The 16,124-nt window shown below is 69.8% G+C and carries 15 protein-coding genes; 11 read left to right on the forward strand and 4 right to left on the reverse strand.

What is annotated here, in order from left to right:
• Positions 1–14: 14 nt before the first annotated feature.
• Positions 15–3,101 carry a DNA translocase FtsK 4TM domain-containing protein gene (locus D7X99_RS26985; RefSeq protein WP_169826794.1) on the reverse strand — a complete coding sequence of 1,029 codons (3,087 nt, stop codon included), beginning with the start codon at positions 3,099–3,101 and terminating at the stop codon, positions 15–17.
• A 201-nt stretch (positions 3,102–3,302) separates the two neighbouring features.
• Here D7X99_RS26985 and D7X99_RS26990 point away from each other — a divergent pair, with 201 nt between their 5' ends.
• Genes D7X99_RS26990 through D7X99_RS27010 form a run of 5 tightly spaced genes read left to right on the forward strand, consistent with a single transcriptional unit; the run spans position 3,303 to position 7,263 of the window.
• Positions 3,303–3,650 (forward strand): zf-TFIIB domain-containing protein, encoded by a 348-nt coding sequence (locus tag D7X99_RS26990; protein ID WP_120580517.1) that lies wholly within the window; start codon positions 3,303–3,305, stop codon positions 3,648–3,650.
• A gap of 30 nt (positions 3,651–3,680) precedes the next feature.
• Positions 3,681–3,968 (forward strand): Asp-tRNA(Asn)/Glu-tRNA(Gln) amidotransferase subunit GatC, encoded by a 288-nt coding sequence (gatC, locus tag D7X99_RS26995; protein WP_120523770.1) that lies wholly within the window; start codon positions 3,681–3,683, stop codon positions 3,966–3,968.
• Between the two features lie 6 nt (positions 3,969–3,974).
• A complete protein-coding gene (gene gatA, locus D7X99_RS27000) occupies positions 3,975–5,438 on the forward strand; it encodes an Asp-tRNA(Asn)/Glu-tRNA(Gln) amidotransferase subunit GatA (RefSeq protein ID WP_121780299.1) in 1,464 nt (487 codons plus the stop codon).
• Between the two features lie 27 nt (positions 5,439–5,465).
• Positions 5,466–6,911, forward strand: a complete 1,446-nt coding sequence (gene gatB, locus D7X99_RS27005; RefSeq protein WP_121780300.1) for an Asp-tRNA(Asn)/Glu-tRNA(Gln) amidotransferase subunit GatB — start codon at positions 5,466–5,468, stop codon at positions 6,909–6,911.
• A 7-nt stretch (positions 6,912–6,918) separates the two neighbouring features.
• On the forward strand, positions 6,919–7,263 hold the full coding sequence (locus D7X99_RS27010) for a hypothetical protein (RefSeq protein ID WP_121780301.1): 345 nt from the start codon (positions 6,919–6,921) through the stop codon (positions 7,261–7,263).
• Here the strand turns inward: D7X99_RS27010 and D7X99_RS27015 are convergent.
• Positions 7,247–8,284 (reverse strand): carbon-nitrogen hydrolase family protein, encoded by a 1,038-nt coding sequence (locus D7X99_RS27015; RefSeq protein ID WP_121780302.1) that lies wholly within the window; start codon positions 8,282–8,284, stop codon positions 7,247–7,249. The genes D7X99_RS27010 and D7X99_RS27015 overlap by 17 nt on opposite strands.
• Before the next feature lie 109 nt (positions 8,285–8,393).
• Between D7X99_RS27015 and D7X99_RS27020 the strand changes: the two genes are divergently transcribed.
• Positions 8,394–9,332 carry a hypothetical protein gene (locus D7X99_RS27020; protein ID WP_147476278.1) on the forward strand — a complete coding sequence of 313 codons (939 nt, stop codon included), beginning with the start codon at positions 8,394–8,396 and terminating at the stop codon, positions 9,330–9,332.
• On the opposite strand, the gene D7X99_RS27025 is transcribed toward D7X99_RS27020, so the two are convergent.
• Positions 9,325–10,287 carry an isopenicillin N synthase family oxygenase gene (locus D7X99_RS27025; protein ID WP_121780304.1) on the reverse strand — a complete coding sequence of 321 codons (963 nt, stop codon included), beginning with the start codon at positions 10,285–10,287 and terminating at the stop codon, positions 9,325–9,327. The genes D7X99_RS27020 and D7X99_RS27025 overlap by 8 nt on opposite strands.
• 176 nt (positions 10,288–10,463) lie before the next feature.
• On the opposite strand from D7X99_RS27025, the gene D7X99_RS27030 reads away from it, so the two are divergent.
• The gene (locus D7X99_RS27030; RefSeq protein ID WP_121780305.1) at positions 10,464–12,503 is read left to right on the forward strand and encodes a serine/threonine-protein kinase; all 2,040 of its coding nucleotides are present in this window, start codon (positions 10,464–10,466) and stop codon (positions 12,501–12,503) included.
• 31 nt (positions 12,504–12,534) lie between these two features.
• Here D7X99_RS27030 and D7X99_RS27035 read toward each other — a convergent pair whose 3' ends face one another.
• Positions 12,535–12,909 (reverse strand): hypothetical protein, encoded by a 375-nt coding sequence (locus D7X99_RS27035; protein ID WP_121780306.1) that lies wholly within the window; start codon positions 12,907–12,909, stop codon positions 12,535–12,537.
• Positions 12,910–13,188: 279 nt separating this feature from the next.
• Here D7X99_RS27035 and rplU point away from each other — a divergent pair, with 279 nt between their 5' ends.
• The 4 genes from rplU (at position 13,189) to D7X99_RS27055 (ending at position 15,979) form a co-directional block, all read left to right on the forward strand.
• On the forward strand, positions 13,189–13,497 hold the full coding sequence (gene rplU, locus D7X99_RS27040; protein ID WP_120580525.1) for a 50S ribosomal protein L21: 309 nt from the start codon (positions 13,189–13,191) through the stop codon (positions 13,495–13,497).
• Between the two features lie 46 nt (positions 13,498–13,543).
• Positions 13,544–13,819, forward strand: coding sequence for a 50S ribosomal protein L27 (gene rpmA / locus D7X99_RS27045; RefSeq protein WP_120536731.1), 276 nt, complete (start codon positions 13,544–13,546; stop codon positions 13,817–13,819).
• Positions 13,820–13,947: 128 nt separating this feature from the next.
• A complete protein-coding gene (obgE, locus tag D7X99_RS27050) occupies positions 13,948–15,294 on the forward strand; it encodes a GTPase ObgE (protein WP_121780307.1) in 1,347 nt (448 codons plus the stop codon).
• Positions 15,295–15,298: 4 nt separating this feature from the next.
• The gene (locus D7X99_RS27055) at positions 15,299–15,979 is read left to right on the forward strand and encodes an RNA methyltransferase (protein WP_121780308.1); all 681 of its coding nucleotides are present in this window, start codon (positions 15,299–15,301) and stop codon (positions 15,977–15,979) included.
• The last annotated feature ends 145 nt before the right edge of the window (positions 15,980–16,124 follow it).

A 16,124-nucleotide genomic window follows, 5' to 3' on the forward strand; every position in this document is an offset into this window, starting at 1 on the left:
GTCCGTTCCCCGGGCTACATCGCCCCGGCGCCGGGCATGTCGCCCAGGCCGCGCAGCAGCACCTCGCGGGGCTTGGCGCCGTCCGCGGGGCCCACCACGCCGTCGCGCTCCATGCGCTCAATCATGCGCGCCGCGCGGTTGTAGCCGATGCGCATCTTGCGCTGGAGCATGGAGATGGAGACGGAGCGCATCTCGCTGACCGCCGCGAGCGCCTGGTCGTAGAGCTCGTCGGACAGCTCGTCCTCCTCGCCACCGCCGCCCTCGCTCTCGTCATCGCGCGGCTTGAGGATGGACTCGTCGAAGACGGGCTTGCCCTGGGCCTTGAGGTGGTCCACCGCCTTCTTGATTTCCTGCTCGGAGACGTAGGCGCCGTGCACGCGCTGCAGGTGGGCGCTCGTGGGCGGCATGATGAGCATGTCGCCCATGCCCAAGAGGGCCTCCGCGCCCACCGTGCCCAGAATCGTCATCGAGTCCGGCTTCGAGCGCAGCATGAAGCTGATGCGCGTGGGGAAGTTGGCCTTGATGATGCCCGTGACGACGTCCGTGGACGGACGCTGGGTCGCGACCATCAGGTGGATGCCGGCCGCGCGCGCCATCTGCGCGAGGCGCGCCACGTAGGTCTCCACCTCGCGGCTGGCGACCATCATCAGGTCCGCGAGCTCGTCGATGATGACCACGATGTAGGGCAGCTTCTTGAGCTCCTTCTTCTCCGGGGAGGCGGCCTCCGCCGGAGTGGACTCCTCACCGTCCTCCTCGAACTCCGCGTCCTCCTCGCCGTCGGCCTCCAGGGTGGGGGCGGGCTCGGAGACGATGGCCTCACGCAGGTCCTCGTCGTCTTCGCGCGGCATGGCCACGCCCAGACCGTCGCTGGCGGAAGCGGGGGCGGGCACGGTGCTGCCCTCCACGTCCACGACGAACATCTTCTTGGGCTTGGTCTTCTTCTTCGCGGCGGGGGCAGGGGCGGGCTTCTCCTCCGACGCCTGTGTCTCCACCAGCTTGTTGAAGCCGGCGATGTTGCGCACGCCCGCCTCGGACAGCAGCTGGTAGCGGCGCTCCATCTCCTCCACCGCCCAGCGCAGCGCGAGCGCGGCCTTCTTGGGGTCGGTGACGACGGGGAGCAGCAGGTGCGGGATGCCCTCGTAGACGGAGAGCTCCAGCATCTTCGGGTCCACCATGATGAAGCGGACCTCCTCGGGCGTGGCCTTGAGGAGGATGCTCATGATCATGGAGTTCACCGCCACGGACTTGCCGGAGCCGGTGGTACCCGCGATGAGCAGGTGGGGGGCCTTCACCAGGTCGAAGACGTACGGCATGCCTTCGATGTCCTTGCCCACGCACATGGTGAGCTTGCTGCTGCTCTTCTGGAACGTGTCCTGTTCCGCGATCTCCTTGAGGAACACCGTCTCGCGGTCGCGGTTGGGGACTTCAATGCCGACCACGCCCTTGCCGGGGATGGGGGCGACGATGCGCACGCGCATGGCCTCCATGGCCATGGCCAGGTCGTCCTGGAGCGCGGCGATCTTGCTGACCTTGATGCCGGGCCCGGGCAGGAACTCGTACATGGTGACGACGGGTCCGGGGCGGATCTCCACGACCTCGCCCACGATGCCGAAGTCCGCCAGCTTCGCGCGCAGCTTCTCCGCCGTGACGAGGAACGCGTCCTTGTCCAGCGCGGAGCGCTCCTTCTTGTCCGCCTCCAGCACGTCCAGCGGCGGCAGAGAGAAGCTCTTGCGGTCACCCACGAACTCGAACTGGTCCTGAGGCCGCTTCACGGCGGTGGGCTTGGGCGGCGCCTTGGGCTCCACGATGAGCGGCATGCGCGCCAGCGCGGAGGGCGGCGCGGGGATGAGGGCGTTGCCCGGCGCGGCGGCGGCCGGCTTCTCCGCGACCACGGGCTTCGCGGCGGGCTCGGCGGCCGGAGGCGTGAGCGACGTGGCGGGCACCGGCGGCGTGGACGGTGCGGAGGGCGGGGTGACGATCTGCGGCGTCTTGCGCGCGCGGCGGGGCGGCTCGCCCGCGTCCGCGTTGGCGGGCAGCTGCGGCTGGGGCGCGAGGAAGGACGCGGCCCAGGCGGGGTCGGCGCCCGGGGAGCGGCGCTCGGCGCGCTCGGGCGGCAGCGAGGGCTGCTCGTCGGAGGCGTCGTCGTTCTCTTCGTCCTCGGACGGCTCCTCGCGGGCGAGCTTCTTCTCCAGCTTCTCGCGCTCCTTCTGGTCCTTGAGCGCCTTCTTCGCGTTGGCGATCTGCTCCTTCTCGTTCTGCCGGGCCAGGCGCACGGCTTCTTCCGCCAGGGACTCCGCCTCGGCGGCCTCGGCCTCGGCGGCAATGCGCTCGGCCTCGGACAGCTCCTCCTCCTCGGCCTCCAGCTCCGCGAGGAACGCGGCTTCCTCTTCCTTCTCCTGCGCGAGCCGCTCCTGGCGGGCCGCGTAGTTGACCTTCTGCTGCTCCCAGAAGACGTGCGCGTTCTCGGAGATGCGGCGGCCCAGGACGGTGAGGCCGGCCCACACCAGCGAGCACAGCTTGAAGAACGTGTACTGGGTGCCCACGATGAGCGCCGCCGCGCTGATGGCGGTGACGAGGATGATGGTGCCGACGGTGGAGAACATCCCCTCCATCAGGCCGCCCAGGCTCGCGCCCAGCGCGCCGCCGGGCGGGTGGGCCCAGCCCTTGTCCTTGGCGAACATGAGCTGCGCGAGCACGGACACGCTGCAGGTGAGCAGCGCCAGGGAGATGATCTGCGGCATGCGGCGCCGCTCGCGGTTGCCCACGAAGAGCACCACGGCGGTGTAGATGCCACCCGCGGGGATGAGGTAGGCGCACACGCCCAGCGCGCCGCGCAGGGTCTCCGCGATGAGGTGGCCCATGGGGCCCACCGCGTTGTGGAAGCCAGGCCCCACCCGGTCATGCGCGTCGAACGTGGCGACCGCCAGCAAGGCCAGCAACGAGGCGGCCAGGATGAAGACGCCGATGAGCGCCCGCTTGGCGGGGCTCGCCGCGCCCGGGGCCTTCATCTTCTTGTTGTTGAGCGCCTTGCGGCGCGTCGCGATCTCCTGCCGGGAGAGCACCGCCTTCTCCGCCCGGCCACCCTTCTTTGCCGCTGTCATGGACCCCTGTTCCCTCTGCCCGATTCCAGCCGCGTAGCGAGCTGTAGCAATCCGCCCGGCGAGAATAGGGAGGGAGGGGGCGGGGTCAATTTTCCGGCAGGCGTCCAAGGGGGCTCCGAGGAGGCGGAACAAGGCCTACATTTCGGGCGCGTCCCCGTGGCGAGAGGGTATGGTGCCTGCCGCCAAGGAGAACCCGAGACCATGTCCGACCTGAGCCCCGACAAGCCCTCCCACAACGAAGACGACTACTTCGCGCGCGAGGAGATTGAAGCCAAGCGCAAGCTGGCCCTTGAGCAGTCCAAGGAGATGGCCGCCCAGCAGCGCGAGTCGCTCAAGCAGCTGCACTACATGAAGTGTCCCAAGTGCGGCATGGACCTGCAGACGCTGAAGCAGGGCGACGTGGAGCTGGAGAGCTGCTTCAACTGCCACGGTGTCTGGCTGGACGCGGGCGAGCTGGAGCAGGTCATCAAGCAGCACGGCCACGAGGGCAGCGGCAAGGTGATGAACGCCGTCCTCAACCTGTTCAAGCGCACGCCGCCGTCCCCGTAGCACCGCAGGTCAGAAGGAGGAGGCTTCCCCATGGCCCTCACGCTCGAGCAGGTCCGGCACGTGGCCACCCTGGCGCGGCTGTCGCTGACGCCGCAAGAGGAGGAGCGCTACGCCACCCAGCTGTCCGCGGTCCTGGACGCGGTGGCGGAGCTGGAAGCGCTCGACGTGAGCCAGGTGGAGCCCACCTCCCACGCGACGCTCGCGTCCTCGCTGTTGCGCGAGGACGTGCTGCGTCCGTCACTGCCCCCGGAAGCAGGGCTCGCCAACGCTCCGGCGAAGGTGGGCACTGCCTTCGCGGTCCCGAAGATCCTGGAGTAGCCCGCCATGTCGTCGCTCACCGACCTGTCGATGCTGGAGCTGGCGGCGAAGCTGGCTTCGCGCGAGGTGTCCTCCGTGGAGGCCACCCAGGCGAGCCTCCAGCGCATCGCCCAGGTGGACCCGAAGGTGCGCGCCTTCCTGCGCGTGGACGAGCCCGGGGCGCTGAAGTCCGCCGAGGCCAGTGACGCGCGCCGCAAGGCGGGCAGCCCGCTGAGCGCGCTGGACGGCGTGCCCGTGGGCCTCAAGGACATCTTCCTCACGCAAGGGGTGGAGACCACCTGCGCCTCGCGCGTCCTGGAGGGCTTCGTCCCGCCCTACGACGCCACCGTGGTGCGCCTGCTGAAAGAGGCGGGCCTGCCGCTCGTGGGCAAGCTGAACATGGACGAGTTCGCCATGGGCTCGTCCAACGAGTCGAGCGCGTACTTCCCCACCCACAACCCGTGGGACCTGACGCGCACGCCGGGCGGTTCGTCCGGTGGCTCGGCGGCGGCGGTGGCGGCGCGCGAGGTGTTCGGCGCGCTGGGCACCGACACGGGCGGCTCCATCCGCCAGCCCGCGGCGCTCACCAACACCGTGGGGCTCAAGCCCACGTATGGACGGGTGTCTCGCTACGGCGTCATCGCCTTCGCCTCGTCGTTGGATCAGCCGGGCCCCATGGCGCGCACGGTGGGGGACACCGCGGCGCTCTTCCAGCTCATCGCGCGGCATGATCCGCTGGACTCCACCTCCGCGGACGTGGAGACGCCGGACTGCCTCACGGGGCTGGAGGACGGGGTGCGTGGCCTCAAGCTGGGCGTGCCTCGCGAGTACTTTGCGGAGGGCATGGACCCGGAGGTGGCGGGCACGCTGCGCGCGTCGCTGGAGGAGCTGGAGAAGCTGGGCGCGACGCTGGTGGACGTGTCGCTGCCTCACACGAAGTACGCGCTGGCGACGTACTACCTGCTGGCCTCTTCGGAAGCGTCCAGCAACCTGGCCCGCTACGACGGCATCCGCTACGGGCAGCGGGCGAAGGACGCGCGCGGGCTCAAGGAGCTGTACACGCAGACGCGTGGGCAGGGCTTCGGCGCGGAGGTGAAGCGCCGCATCATGCTGGGCACCTACGCGCTGTCCGCCGGCTACTACGACGCGTACTACCTGCGCGCGCAGAAGGTCCGCACGCTCATCCGCGAGGACTTCACGAAGGTGTTCCAGCAGGTGGACGCCATCGTGTCGCCCACGTCGCCGGTGCCGGCGTTCAAGCTGGGCGCGAAGGTGGACGACCCGCTGTCCATGTACCTGATGGACGTCTACACGCTGCCGTGCAACCTGGCGGGCCTGCCCGGCCTGTCCGTGCCGTGCGGCTTCACGCAGGCGGGGCTGCCCATCGGCATGCAGCTGCTGGGGCGCCCCTTCGACGAGGCCCGCCTGCTCCGCATCGCCCGCGCGTTCGAGCGCGAGCACGACTTCTTCCGCCGCGACGCCCCCGTCTAGCGGGCGCGACACAAGGGTGACACCGCCATGCCCCTGAGCGACTTCCAGACGGTCATCGGCCTCGAGGTCCACGCGCAGCTGCTCACGCAGTCGAAAATCTTCTGCGGCTGCTCCACCGCGTTCGGCGCCGAGCCAAACCACCACACCTGCCCGGTGTGCCTGGGCATGCCCGGCGTGCTGCCGGTGCTCAACCAGCGCGTGGTGGAGTACGCGGTGCGCACGGGCCTGGCGCTCGGGTGCGCGGTGAAGCCCACGAGCGTGTGGAGCCGGAAGAACTACTTCTATCCGGACCTGCCCAAGGGCTATCAAATCACCCAGTATGATCAGCCCATCTGCGAGTGGGGCGAGCTGGTCATCGACACGCCCTCCGGGGAAAAGACGGTGCGCGTGCGGCGCATCCACCTGGAGGAGGACGCGGGCAAGAGCGTGCACGACGCGGCCGCGTCCGCGGGGCAGAGCCTGGTGGACCTGAACCGCGCGGGCGTGCCGCTGATGGAGATCGTCAGTGAGCCGGACCTGCGCGATGCCGACGAGGCGGTGGAGTACCTCAAGGTGCTGCGCGACGTGCTGGTGTACCTGGGCGTCAACGACGGCAACCTGGAGGAGGGCAGCTTCCGCTGCGACGCCAACGTGTCGGTGATGCCCAAGGGCTCCACCACGTACGGGCAGCGGTGTGAGCTGAAGAACCTCAACTCGTTCCGCTTCCTCAAGCAGGCCATCGAGTACGAGGCCGCGCGGCAGGTGGACGTCCTCGAGTCCGGCGGCAAGGTGGACCAGGAGACGCGCCTCTGGGACGTGAACAAGGGCATCACCCGGTCCATGCGCTCCAAGGAGGACGCGCACGACTACCGCTACTTCCCGGAGCCGGACCTGCCGCCGCTCCTCGTGTCGGACGCGCTGCGGGACTCGCAGCGGCAGTCACTGCCGGAGCTGCCGCGCGCCAAGCGCACGCGCTTCATGGGCGAGTACGGGCTGCCGGCCTACGACGCGCGCATCCTCACCGCCGAGCGCCCGCTGGCGGACTTCTTCGAGGCCTGCGCGAAGCACGTCTCCGACGCGAAGAAGCTCTCCAACTGGTTCCTGGGTGAGCTGAGCCGCCTGCTCAAGGAGGAGGGCACGCCCATCTCCGCGCTGCGCTTCACCCCGGCGCAGCTGGGCGAGCTGCTGGCCACGGTGGAGAAGGGCACGGTGTCCGCGAACGCGGCGAAGGACGTGCTCGGGGAGATGTTCCGCACGGGCCGCCCGCCCGCGGACATCATCGCGGAGAAGGGCCTCGCGCAGGTCAGCGACGTGGGCGCCGTGGAGGCGGTGGTGGACGACATCCTCGCGAAGAACGCGGGCGAGGTGGAGAAGTACAAGGCCGGCAAGAAGAGCGTGTACGGCTTCTTCGTGGGCCAGGTGATGAAGGCCATGAAGGGCAAGGGCAACCCCGGCCTCGTCAACGAGCTGCTCAAGAAGAAGCTGGGCGAGTAGGGCGCTCGTGGCCCGGCTCCTGACGGTGAACGGTGTCTCGTACCGCTGGAGCCTTCGGGGGCGGCGGGACCCATCGGAGGGAACGGGCTGGCGGCTGCTCACGGTCGTGTGGGCCGAGTCCACCCGGCAGGCGTTGCACGTCCGTGTCCGCCACGATGATCCGTGGCTCCACGCCGACGACGGCGACATGACCGGACTCGTGACTCGCGACGTGGGCCCCGACCTGGTGGCGCGGGTCATCGTGATGGCGCGGGACCTGGGATGGAAGCCGGAGGAGCGCGGCCCCACGCTCGAGTTCGTCCTGGAGGATGACGCGCGGCTCGTTCCCGCGGCGCCTACCGGGGAACAGTGACGTGGAGCACGTCCTCGCCGCGTGGATCCGCGGACCGGGCGAGCACGTGCACGTCGTCCGGCCCCCGGCGCTCCAGGATGAGCGAGGGCGCTTCGAAGGTGTTGTCGAAGAAGCCGCCGGTCAGCTGCGGGTTCACCGCGTAGCGCACGCGCTTCAGGGTGCGCAGCTGCGTGAAGAGGCCCTCGTTGAACCACTGCTCGCTGCGCAGCTGCGTCTCACCGGGCGCGTTGAAGGCCCAGGGCGCGTCCCAGCTCCAGGCGTTGGCGGAGGGCTGCGCGAGCACCTCCACGCCCAGCGCGTCCAGGTACTGCGCGCACGGCACGAAATAGGGTTCGCCGGACGTGTGGGGTTCGCGGAAGCCGTCGTAGCAGACGAGCGTCCCCAGCTTCCCGAACGGCGTGTCCAGCACGGGCAGGTCCTCCGGACGTCCCGGGCTCAGGTGCAGCACGTCCTCCTGCGTGGGCACCAGGTTCACCTTGCGCGTGACGGCCACGCAGTGCCCATCCGGTGAGAACGTGTAGCTGGTGTTGAAGGTGCGCGCGCCCGCGGGCGCGTACTCGGGGGTGTCCGGGCCCAGGCGGTTCGTGGGCAGCAGCGCGCTTCCGGCCACCACCCACAGGCCGAAGTCGCGCGCGATGCCGGAGAAGGTCTCGTACATGGCGCGGTGCACGCGGGGCGCCACCGTGGCGTAGAGGCACTCCTCCATCGTCGGTGGATGGAAGGCGCTCCACGTGCGGAACATGCCGAGCCACTCCGCGAGCGCCACGCGCGTCAGGGCCCCGTTCGTCGTCTTGCGGCGGCGCACGCGCGGCAGGTGCCCCATCAGTCCCAGCGCCGCGCCCACCATCTCCGGCCAGACAGCGAGCGCGGGGTTCAACGGCCGGCCCGAGGCGTCCCGGGGACGCAGCGCGTCCGCCCGTGCAGCGAGCGCCCGGTGGTGCGAGGCGAACGTCTCCTGCGAGGCATAGTCGTCGAGCGTGACGCGCGGCTGGATGGCGAACAGATCAAGGGAGGTGGTCACGGTGCCCCGAGGATGGCACCCACCCCCATGCCGCGCGAGCCTCGCGGCGATGGAGCGTCAGGTTCCGGGAGTGCCACCGTCGAGGCCGTGCCCGGAGGCCGTGATGCGCATGACGAGGACACTCCACGTCGAAGTGCACCCGTTCGTCGACGCGGCGGAGGCGCTCGCGGGACGGAACGTGAAGGCCCTGGGCGTGGCACCCGACAACACCGTGTGGTGGCTCGCGGACGCAGGAGGTGAGGGCGACGAGGTCCTCCACTTCGCGGATGCCTGGGACACCTGGGAGCGGTTCACGCTGCCTCGCGGTGCCCCGGACTTCCACTACGTCCAGCCGCTTCCAGATGGAGAGGTGCTGCTCGTGAACGGGCGGTGCCGTTACCGCACGGAGACGGGATACGAGCGCAACGCCCACGTCTACTCGTCAGAAGGCACGTTGCTGCGGGAGCTGACCCTGGGAGACGGCATCGAGGACGTGCAGACGACGTCCGATGGACAGGTCTGGGTCAGCTACTTCGACGAAGGCGTCATCGGCAGCCTGGTCAGGGGGGGCGACGCTTCAGGGCGAGCCCTGGGCTCCGAGGGCCTGGAGCGCTTCGATGCGCTGGGGCAGCGGCAGGAGAGCGGTGTGTCGAGGGCGCTCGGCCTGGGGCAGAGCATCTTGGAGTGCTACGCGCTCAACGTCGCTTCGGAGCGGGAGACCTGGTTCTACAGCTACACGCACTTCCCGCTCGTGCGCATGAGGCCCGGACAGCCCTCCACGGTCTGGGACTCCCCGGTGCATGGCGCGCGCGCCATCGCCGTCAACGACACGCACGTGCTGTTCGGCGGGTGTTACGACGACAAGGCGCTGCTCCAGCTCTACCGGCTGTACTCCCGGGGCGAACAGCGCCTGGCTCCGCTGACCCGTGTCATCCTCACGGACGAGACGGGCCGTGCGTGGCAGCCGTCGTGGCTCAAGGGCCGGGGGCCCTGGCTCCACGGCGCGGAAGGGACTCGCCACTTCCGCGTGCCCATGGAGGAGCTGCTCGCCCGCGCGGGGGCTACTTGAGGAAACCCAGCTCGCGCAGGCGCTGCTTGAGGAACGCGTCCGCGGTGATGGGCGGGTGGCGCGCGGGGTTGTCCGGCGTCTCCGTCTGCGGCAGCGGCTTCAGGATGCAGTCAGAGAACGGGTGTACGAAGAAGGGCAGCGAGTAGCGCACGGTGTCCTGCTCCGTGCTGGGCGGGTTCACCACCCGGTGCGTCGTGGACGGGATGACGCCGTTCATCACCCGGCTGAGCATGTCGCCCGAGTCCACGACAATCTGTCCGCGCAGCGTGTCCACCGGAATCCACTCGCCGTCGCGCGTCAGCAGCTCCAGGCCGCCGGCCGTGCCCTCGCACAGGAGCGTGATGAAGTTGATGTCCTCGTGCTCCGCGGCGCGCACCGCGCCCGGGATGAAGCGGTCCTTCAGCGGCGGGTAGTGGATGAGCCGCAGCACGGAGTTGCCGTCCACCGTCATGTCGCTGAACGTGTTGCGCGCGATGCCCAGGTAGTCCGCCAACGCTTGGAGCATCACCGTCGCCGCGTCGTCCAGCTCCCGGTAGAGCGTCAGCGTGTGCTCACGGAAGCTGGGCACCTCTTCCGGCCAGACGTTGGCGCCGTAGTCATCGCGGTACGGGTGGTCCACGGGCAGCTCGCGGCCCACGTGCCAGAACTCCTTCAGGTCTCCCACCTTGCGGTTCTTCGCGTGCTCCTGGCCGAACGCCATGAAGCCCCGCTGCCCCGGACGCTCCGGCACCGCGTAGCGCGTCTTGGTGGACTCCGGCAGCTGGAAGAAGCGCTCCACGTCCGTGTACGTGCGGCGGATGAGCGCGTCCTCGACGCCGTGGCCCTCCACGGTCACGAAGCCGAACTCCTTGAGCGCGTCGCCAAACACCTGGACGAAGCGGGCCCGCTCCTCGGGAGTGCCGGAGCGGTAGTGGGACAGGTTCACGGTGGGGATGCGTCGGGCCGAGCGGGACATGCGCGCATCCTATCCGCGTGACACCTTCCTGACACGTCGCAGTCCGCCGCCCAACCGTCACCCCGGCCCAAGGGCGGGGGACCCTCCTCACTTTGCGACACCCACCCTTGGCGGCAGTGGATGCCGGGCTTCCGGGATGTGCAGATTGGGCAGGGAATTGGCCAGGGGGGCGCGGTATGGCCGAAGTCGCGAGGAACGAGCGCACGTGCTCAGCGTGCGGGCGGGGACATGGCGAGGGGACGTCGTGCGACACGCTCGTCCGGGAGGCGGGGGGCGGCCAGGGCAAGGCCGTGGAGCCGCCGGCCGCCGTGGCAGCGGCGGACGAGGTGGACCCGCTGGTGGGGACCCAGATGGGCAGCTTCCGGCTGGTGCGCCGGGTGGGCCGGGGCGGCATGGGGTCCGTCTACCTGGCGGAGCACGTGTCCATTGGCAGCCGCGTGGCGGTGAAGGTGCTGCACGAACACCTGACGCGCTACCCGGAGCTGGTGCAGCGCTTCCACGCCGAGGCCCGGGCGGTGAACCTCATCGGGCACGAGAACATCGTCAGCATCTTCGACCTCAACGCCTCGGCGCCCCGGCCGTACCTCATCATGGAGTTCCTGGAGGGGGCGCCCCTGTCGGCGTGGGTGGGGACGCCCCTGTCGGCCGGGGCGGTGGTGCCCATGCTGATGCAGGTGTGTGACGCGCTGCATGCGGCGCACGCGCGGGGCATCGTCCACCGCGACCTGAAGCCGGACAACATCTTCCTGGTGAAGCGCGGGCGGGGGATGCCGTTCGTGAAGGTGCTCGACTTCGGCATCGCGAAGCTGGTGGACGCGAGCATGCCGGAGACGGTGGCGGGCATCATCGTGGGCACGCCGGAGTACATGGCCCCGGAGCAGTCCCTGAGCCGGCGCCTGGACGGCCGCGCGGACCTGTACGCGGTGGGCGTCATCGCCTACCAGCTGCTCACCGGGCGGCTGCCCTTCCCCGACGAGGGGCTCACCGCCCAGCTCGTGGCGCACCAGACGCGCACGCCCCCGGCCCTTCGCTCCATCTGCCCTTCGGTGCCACCCGCGCTGGAGGCGGTGGTGCTGCGCGCGCTGGCGAAGACGCCGGAGGAGCGCTTCCCCCACGCGCTCGCGCTGCGGGCCGCGTTGGAGCAGGCCCTCGCCACGCGGCCCCCGTCGCCGCGCGCGGCCGTGGGCGGTCCCCGTCCCGTGCAGGGAGGGGCCTCCCCGGGAACTCCCGTCACCGGCCCCCGGCGCACCCCTCCGCTGGCCCCGCCGGGCGCGTCCGGGGGGAAGACGCTCCCGGTGCCCGTGCAGGTGGTGCTGCAGCCGGGCGCGCAGCCCCGGGCATTCACGGGGTCGGACCTGTCGCGCGGTGGCGTGTTCCTGCACGCGACGGGGGAGCTGCCCCCGCTGTTCGCCCAGGTCCAGGTGGTGCTGCCGCTGTCCACGGGGCCGCTGTCCGTCACCTGCGAGGTGGTGCGCCACGTCTCGCCCGAGCAGGCCCAGGCCTGGAGCATGCGCCCGGGCTTCGGCGTGCAGTTCGTCGCGCCGTCCGCCGCGCTGAAGGCCCGCGTGGAGCAGCACCTCGCGGGCGCCACGGCCTCTCCGCTCCCCGCGCCCCGGGAGCTCCCGGACGACGCAGAGGCCGAGCGCGTCCTGGCCATGTGGCGCGGACAGCTGGCGGGGGAGGGCACCCACTACACGGTGCTGGGGCTCTCACCGGACGCGGAGCTGGAGTCCGCGCGGGAGCGCGCGCGGGAGCTGTGGGCCGCCCTGTCCGCGCTGCGGCAGCGGCCCCTGTCGCGCGGGCAGCGCTCGCGCCTGGAGTCCATGCTGATCCGCGTGAGGGACGCGGGCGACACCCTGGGCATGCCGTTGCGCCGGGCCCGCTACGACGCCCGGCTGGGCAATGCCCGGGGCGTGGCGCGGTGCCTGGAGGCGGGCCTCACCGCGGTCCAGACGGACGCGCTTCACCGGGAGTACCTGGCCGAGCAGCCCCGGGCGGTGGGCACCGCGCGGGTGCACTTCCTCACCGGCAACGCGCTGGAGCGCGATGGCCAGCTCCAGCGGGCCCTGGAGTCCTACGAGCGGGGACTGGAGCTGGACCCCCTGGAGTGGGAGTACCAGCAGCGCCGCCGGGTGGTGGACCGGGCGCTGGGTGCTCGCCTGCCGGGTGCTCGAAATGAAAGAGCCCGATTCCCTGGGGAGGGAACCGGGCCCTGAAGCCCGCGGCGAGCGCCGCGGGATGAGGCGATCAGTCGGCGCTGATGGAGGCCGCGCAGGCCGCGCTCACGGTGCCGCCCTTCGTGGAGCAGGCCACGAGGTCCGAGAGGATGCGGGTCTGCTCGGTGGTGGACTTGTCGGAGCAGCTCTTGACGCTGTCGATGCAGTCCAGGACCGCGTCCAGCTTGTCCTTGTCGTCGTCGGAGCAGTCCGCGAGGGCCTCCTTACAGGCGTCGCGCTCCGCGTCCGTCGGCTCGTCCGGGGTGGCGCTGGTGTCGAAGCCACACTCCTCGAACTTGGAGGACAGGTCCTTGGCGAGGTCCTCGTTGCGATCGCAGTAGTCGCTACCGCAGGCGGTGAGCGTGAGCGAAGCCATGGCGGCCAGACCGAACAGGATCTTCTTCATGATGGTTCTCCCCCTCAGGGATGAGGTACAGGCACAGGTGGAAAGCAAGCGGCGCGCATCCTAGCGAGCGCTCCGTTGCGGTCCAGTGGACTTTATTCCGGGAATTCTATTCAAAAGCAAATAGGGGGGCTGGAGGCGGGCTGATCCGCCAACTGCCTTGACTACCCCCCAGGATTCTCGTAAGTCCCGCCGTCTTTTAGCGCGCCGGCCGGTCCTCCGTCCGAAATGCGCGTTGGATTCCATGGGTTGAACCAACCCGAAGCTGACAGGGGTTCGACGATGTACGCAGTCATTCGCACGGGCGGAAAGCAGTACCGCGTCGCCGAGGGCGACGTTGTCCGGATCGAGAAGATCTCCGGTGATATCGGCGCTGAGGTCTCGTTCACCGAGGTCCTCCTGCTGGGCGGCTCTGAGAGCCCGAAGGTGGGCCAGCCGACGGTGGCGGGCGCGAAGGTCGTGGGCAAGGTGCTGGCGCAGGACAAGCACCGCCGCGTCCTGCACTTCCGGAAGGAGAAGGAAGGCTGGACCCGTCGCCGTGGTCACCGCCAGTCGTACACCGAGGTGAAGGTCACCTCGATCTCCGGCTAATCGCCTTTCCGGGCATTCCCCACACGAACTTCAAGGAGCAGGTGTCATGGCCCATAAAAAAGGTCAGGGTTCTTCGCGCAACGGGCGTGATTCCAACCCGCAGTACCGTGGCGTGAAGGTGTACGGCGGTGAGACGATCTCGGCGGGCAGCATCCTCGTGCGCCAGGTCGGTACGGTCATCCACCCGGGCACGAACGTGAAGCTCGGTCGCGACTTCACCCTCTTCTCGACGGTGGACGGCGTGGTGAAGTACGAGCGCCTCGGCCGCGACAAGAAGAAGGTGTCCGTGTACCCGGCCGCCGCCGAGCAGGCGAGCGCCTAGTCAGTGGCCCTGGGGCGACCCAGGGCACGGCTTACCGAGCGGGTCGTTCCCGGTCCTTCTGTTCCCGTTGGGAACGGGTGGATGCGAGGACGGCCCGCTTTGTGTTTTTCCAGGAGGGCGTTCGCCCCATGAAGTTCGTCGACGAAGTACGCATCTACGTGAAGGCGGGAGACGGCGGGAACGGAGCGGTGGCCTTCCGGCGTGAGAAGTTCATCGAGCGCGGCGGCCCCAACGGCGGGGACGGCGGCAATGGCGGCTCCGTGGTGTTCGTGTCGAACCCGCAGCTGACCACGCTCCTGGACTACCGCTACCAGCAGCACCACCGTGCCAAGAACGGCGAGCACGGCATGGGCAGCGACTGCAACGGCCATGGCGCCGAGGACATGGTGCTCCAGGTGCCGGTGGGCACGCTGATCCGCAACGAGCAGACGGGCGAGCTGCTGGTGGACCTGAGCGACCCGGGCCAGCAGTTCGTGGCGGCCAAGGGCGGCCGGGGCGGCCTGGGCAACATGAACTTCGCCACCTCCACGCGCCAGACGCCGCGCTTCGCGCAGGACGGCGGAAAGGGTGAGGAGATCACCCTGCGGCTGGAGCTGAAGCTGCTGGCGGACGTGGGCCTGCTGGGCTTCCCCAACGCGGGCAAGAGCACGTTCATCTCGCGGGTGAGCCGGGCTCGGCCGAAGGTGGCGGACTACCCGTTCACCACGCTGGTGCCGAACCTGGGCATGGTCCAGTACAAGGACAGCCTGTCCTTCGTGATGGCGGACATCCCCGGCATCATCGAGGGCGCCAGCGAGGGCGTGGGCCTGGGTCACCAGTTCCTGCGCCACGTGGAGCGCTGCAAGGTGCTGGTGCACCTCATCGACATGGGCGCAGAGGGCGAGGGCCGCAAGCCGCTGGCCGACTTCAACATCCTCAACGCGGAGTTGAAGAAGTACAGCGCGGAGCTGGCCGGCAAGCCGCAGGTGGTGGCCGCCAACAAGCAGGACCTGACGGAGGGCCGCGACCGCCTGGGGCCCTTCACGGAGGCGCTGCGCCGCCGGGGCATCCGCGTATACCCGGTGTCCTGCGCCACGGGCGAGGGCATGCAGTCGCTGATGGACGCGGTGGCGGAGGTGCTCTTCACCGGCCGCACCGACAAGATCCACGTCGAGATGCCGACGACGAGGTCCGCCTCCAAGGCTCCGGCGAAGAAGGCTCCGGCCAAGAAGGCCGCCGCGAAGAAGGCCGCCGCGAAGAAGGCCCCGGCCAAGAAGGCCCCGGCCAAGAAGGCCGCCGCGAAGAAGGCCCCGGCCAAGAAGGCCGCCGCGAAGAAGGCTCCGGCCAAGAAGTCCTCGCGCAAGCCCGTGGCGAAGAAGTCCGCGCGCAAGGCGCCGGTGAAGAAGGCCGCCGCGAAGAAGGCTCCTGCGAGAAAGGCCCCGGCGAAGAAGTCCGCCCGGAAGGCCCCGGCGAAGAAGTCCGGCGGGAGGCGCTGAGCCGATGGCTGGTGGAGGCCCCCGCTACGAGAAGTTCGAGCGCGACGTCGTCGAGCCGGAGCAGTTCCTGCTCGACGTGCGGAAGGAGAAGATCGACCGCGTCGTCAGCCAGCGCACGCGCAACTTCGTGGTGGTGCTCGACCGGCTGGAGGACAACTTCAACATGGCCGCGGTGCTGCGCACCTGCGAGTCCATGGGCGTGCAGGAGGTGCACGTCGTCATCAACCCGGAAGCGCCCTTCATCCCCAACCTGCGGGTGGCCCAGGGCTGCGACAAGTGGTTGGACGTGCACCTCTACAAGACGTTCGCGGAGTGCCGCGAGCACCTGAAGGGGCGGGGCTTCAGCCTCTACGCGTCGGCGCTGCGCGAGGGGGCCACCAACCTCTACAGCCTGCGCTTCGACACGAAGTTCGCCATGGTGTTCGGCAACGAGCGCTACGGTGTGAGCGACGACGTGCTCAACGGCGTGGACGGCACCTTCTGGGTGCCCATGAAGGGCTTCAGCCAGAGCCTGAACATCTCCGCGGCGGCGTCCGCCAGCATCACCCGGGCGATCGCCTGGCGGGACGAGCACCTGGGGAGCTCCGGGGACCTGTCCCCCGAGGAGGCCCAGGAGCTGCGCGAGCGCTTCTACCTGCTGGGAGTGAAGCAGCGGAAGCGTCTGGTCAAAGCCACACAGCGGTGAATGCCGGTCCCCCGGGGTCCGTCCGGATGCGATAGATGGACCCTGCGGGCGCCCCGGGTGCCCGCTCCGGAGGCGCACGCCATGTTGCTGGAATCCCTGCTCTTCACGCTCCTCTCGCAGGCCCCCACCACCGCCGCCCCCACCG

Source organism: Corallococcus sp. AB032C (assembly GCF_003668935.1).
Lineage (GTDB): Bacteria > Myxococcota > Myxococcia > Myxococcales > Myxococcaceae > Corallococcus > Corallococcus exiguus.

What these genes read in the sequence shown, in the direction of transcription:
- rplU (WP_120580525.1), top strand. Translation starts at nt 13,189, where the DNA reads ATGTACGCAGTCATTCGCACGGGCGGAAAGCAGTACCGCGTCGCCGAG.
- D7X99_RS26990 (WP_120580517.1), top strand. Translation starts at nt 3,303, where the DNA reads ATGTCCGACCTGAGCCCCGACAAGCCCTCCCACAACGAAGACGACTAC.
- D7X99_RS27035 (WP_121780306.1), bottom strand. Translation starts at nt 12,909, where the DNA reads ATGAAGAAGATCCTGTTCGGTCTGGCCGCCATGGCTTCGCTCACGCTC.
- D7X99_RS27030 (WP_121780305.1), top strand. Translation starts at nt 10,464, where the DNA reads ATGGCCGAAGTCGCGAGGAACGAGCGCACGTGCTCAGCGTGCGGGCGG.
- gatB (WP_121780300.1), top strand. Translation starts at nt 5,466, where the DNA reads ATGCCCCTGAGCGACTTCCAGACGGTCATCGGCCTCGAGGTCCACGCG.
- obgE (WP_121780307.1), top strand. Translation starts at nt 13,948, where the DNA reads ATGAAGTTCGTCGACGAAGTACGCATCTACGTGAAGGCGGGAGACGGC.
- rpmA (WP_120536731.1), top strand. Translation starts at nt 13,544, where the DNA reads ATGGCCCATAAAAAAGGTCAGGGTTCTTCGCGCAACGGGCGTGATTCC.
- gatA (WP_121780299.1), top strand. Translation starts at nt 3,975, where the DNA reads ATGTCGTCGCTCACCGACCTGTCGATGCTGGAGCTGGCGGCGAAGCTG.
- D7X99_RS27020 (WP_147476278.1), top strand. Translation starts at nt 8,394, where the DNA reads ATGACGAGGACACTCCACGTCGAAGTGCACCCGTTCGTCGACGCGGCG.
- D7X99_RS27025 (WP_121780304.1), bottom strand. Translation starts at nt 10,287, where the DNA reads ATGTCCCGCTCGGCCCGACGCATCCCCACCGTGAACCTGTCCCACTAC.
- D7X99_RS26985 (WP_169826794.1), bottom strand. Translation starts at nt 3,101, where the DNA reads ATGACAGCGGCAAAGAAGGGTGGCCGGGCGGAGAAGGCGGTGCTCTCC.
- D7X99_RS27055 (WP_121780308.1), top strand. Translation starts at nt 15,299, where the DNA reads ATGGCTGGTGGAGGCCCCCGCTACGAGAAGTTCGAGCGCGACGTCGTC.
- gatC (WP_120523770.1), top strand. Translation starts at nt 3,681, where the DNA reads ATGGCCCTCACGCTCGAGCAGGTCCGGCACGTGGCCACCCTGGCGCGG.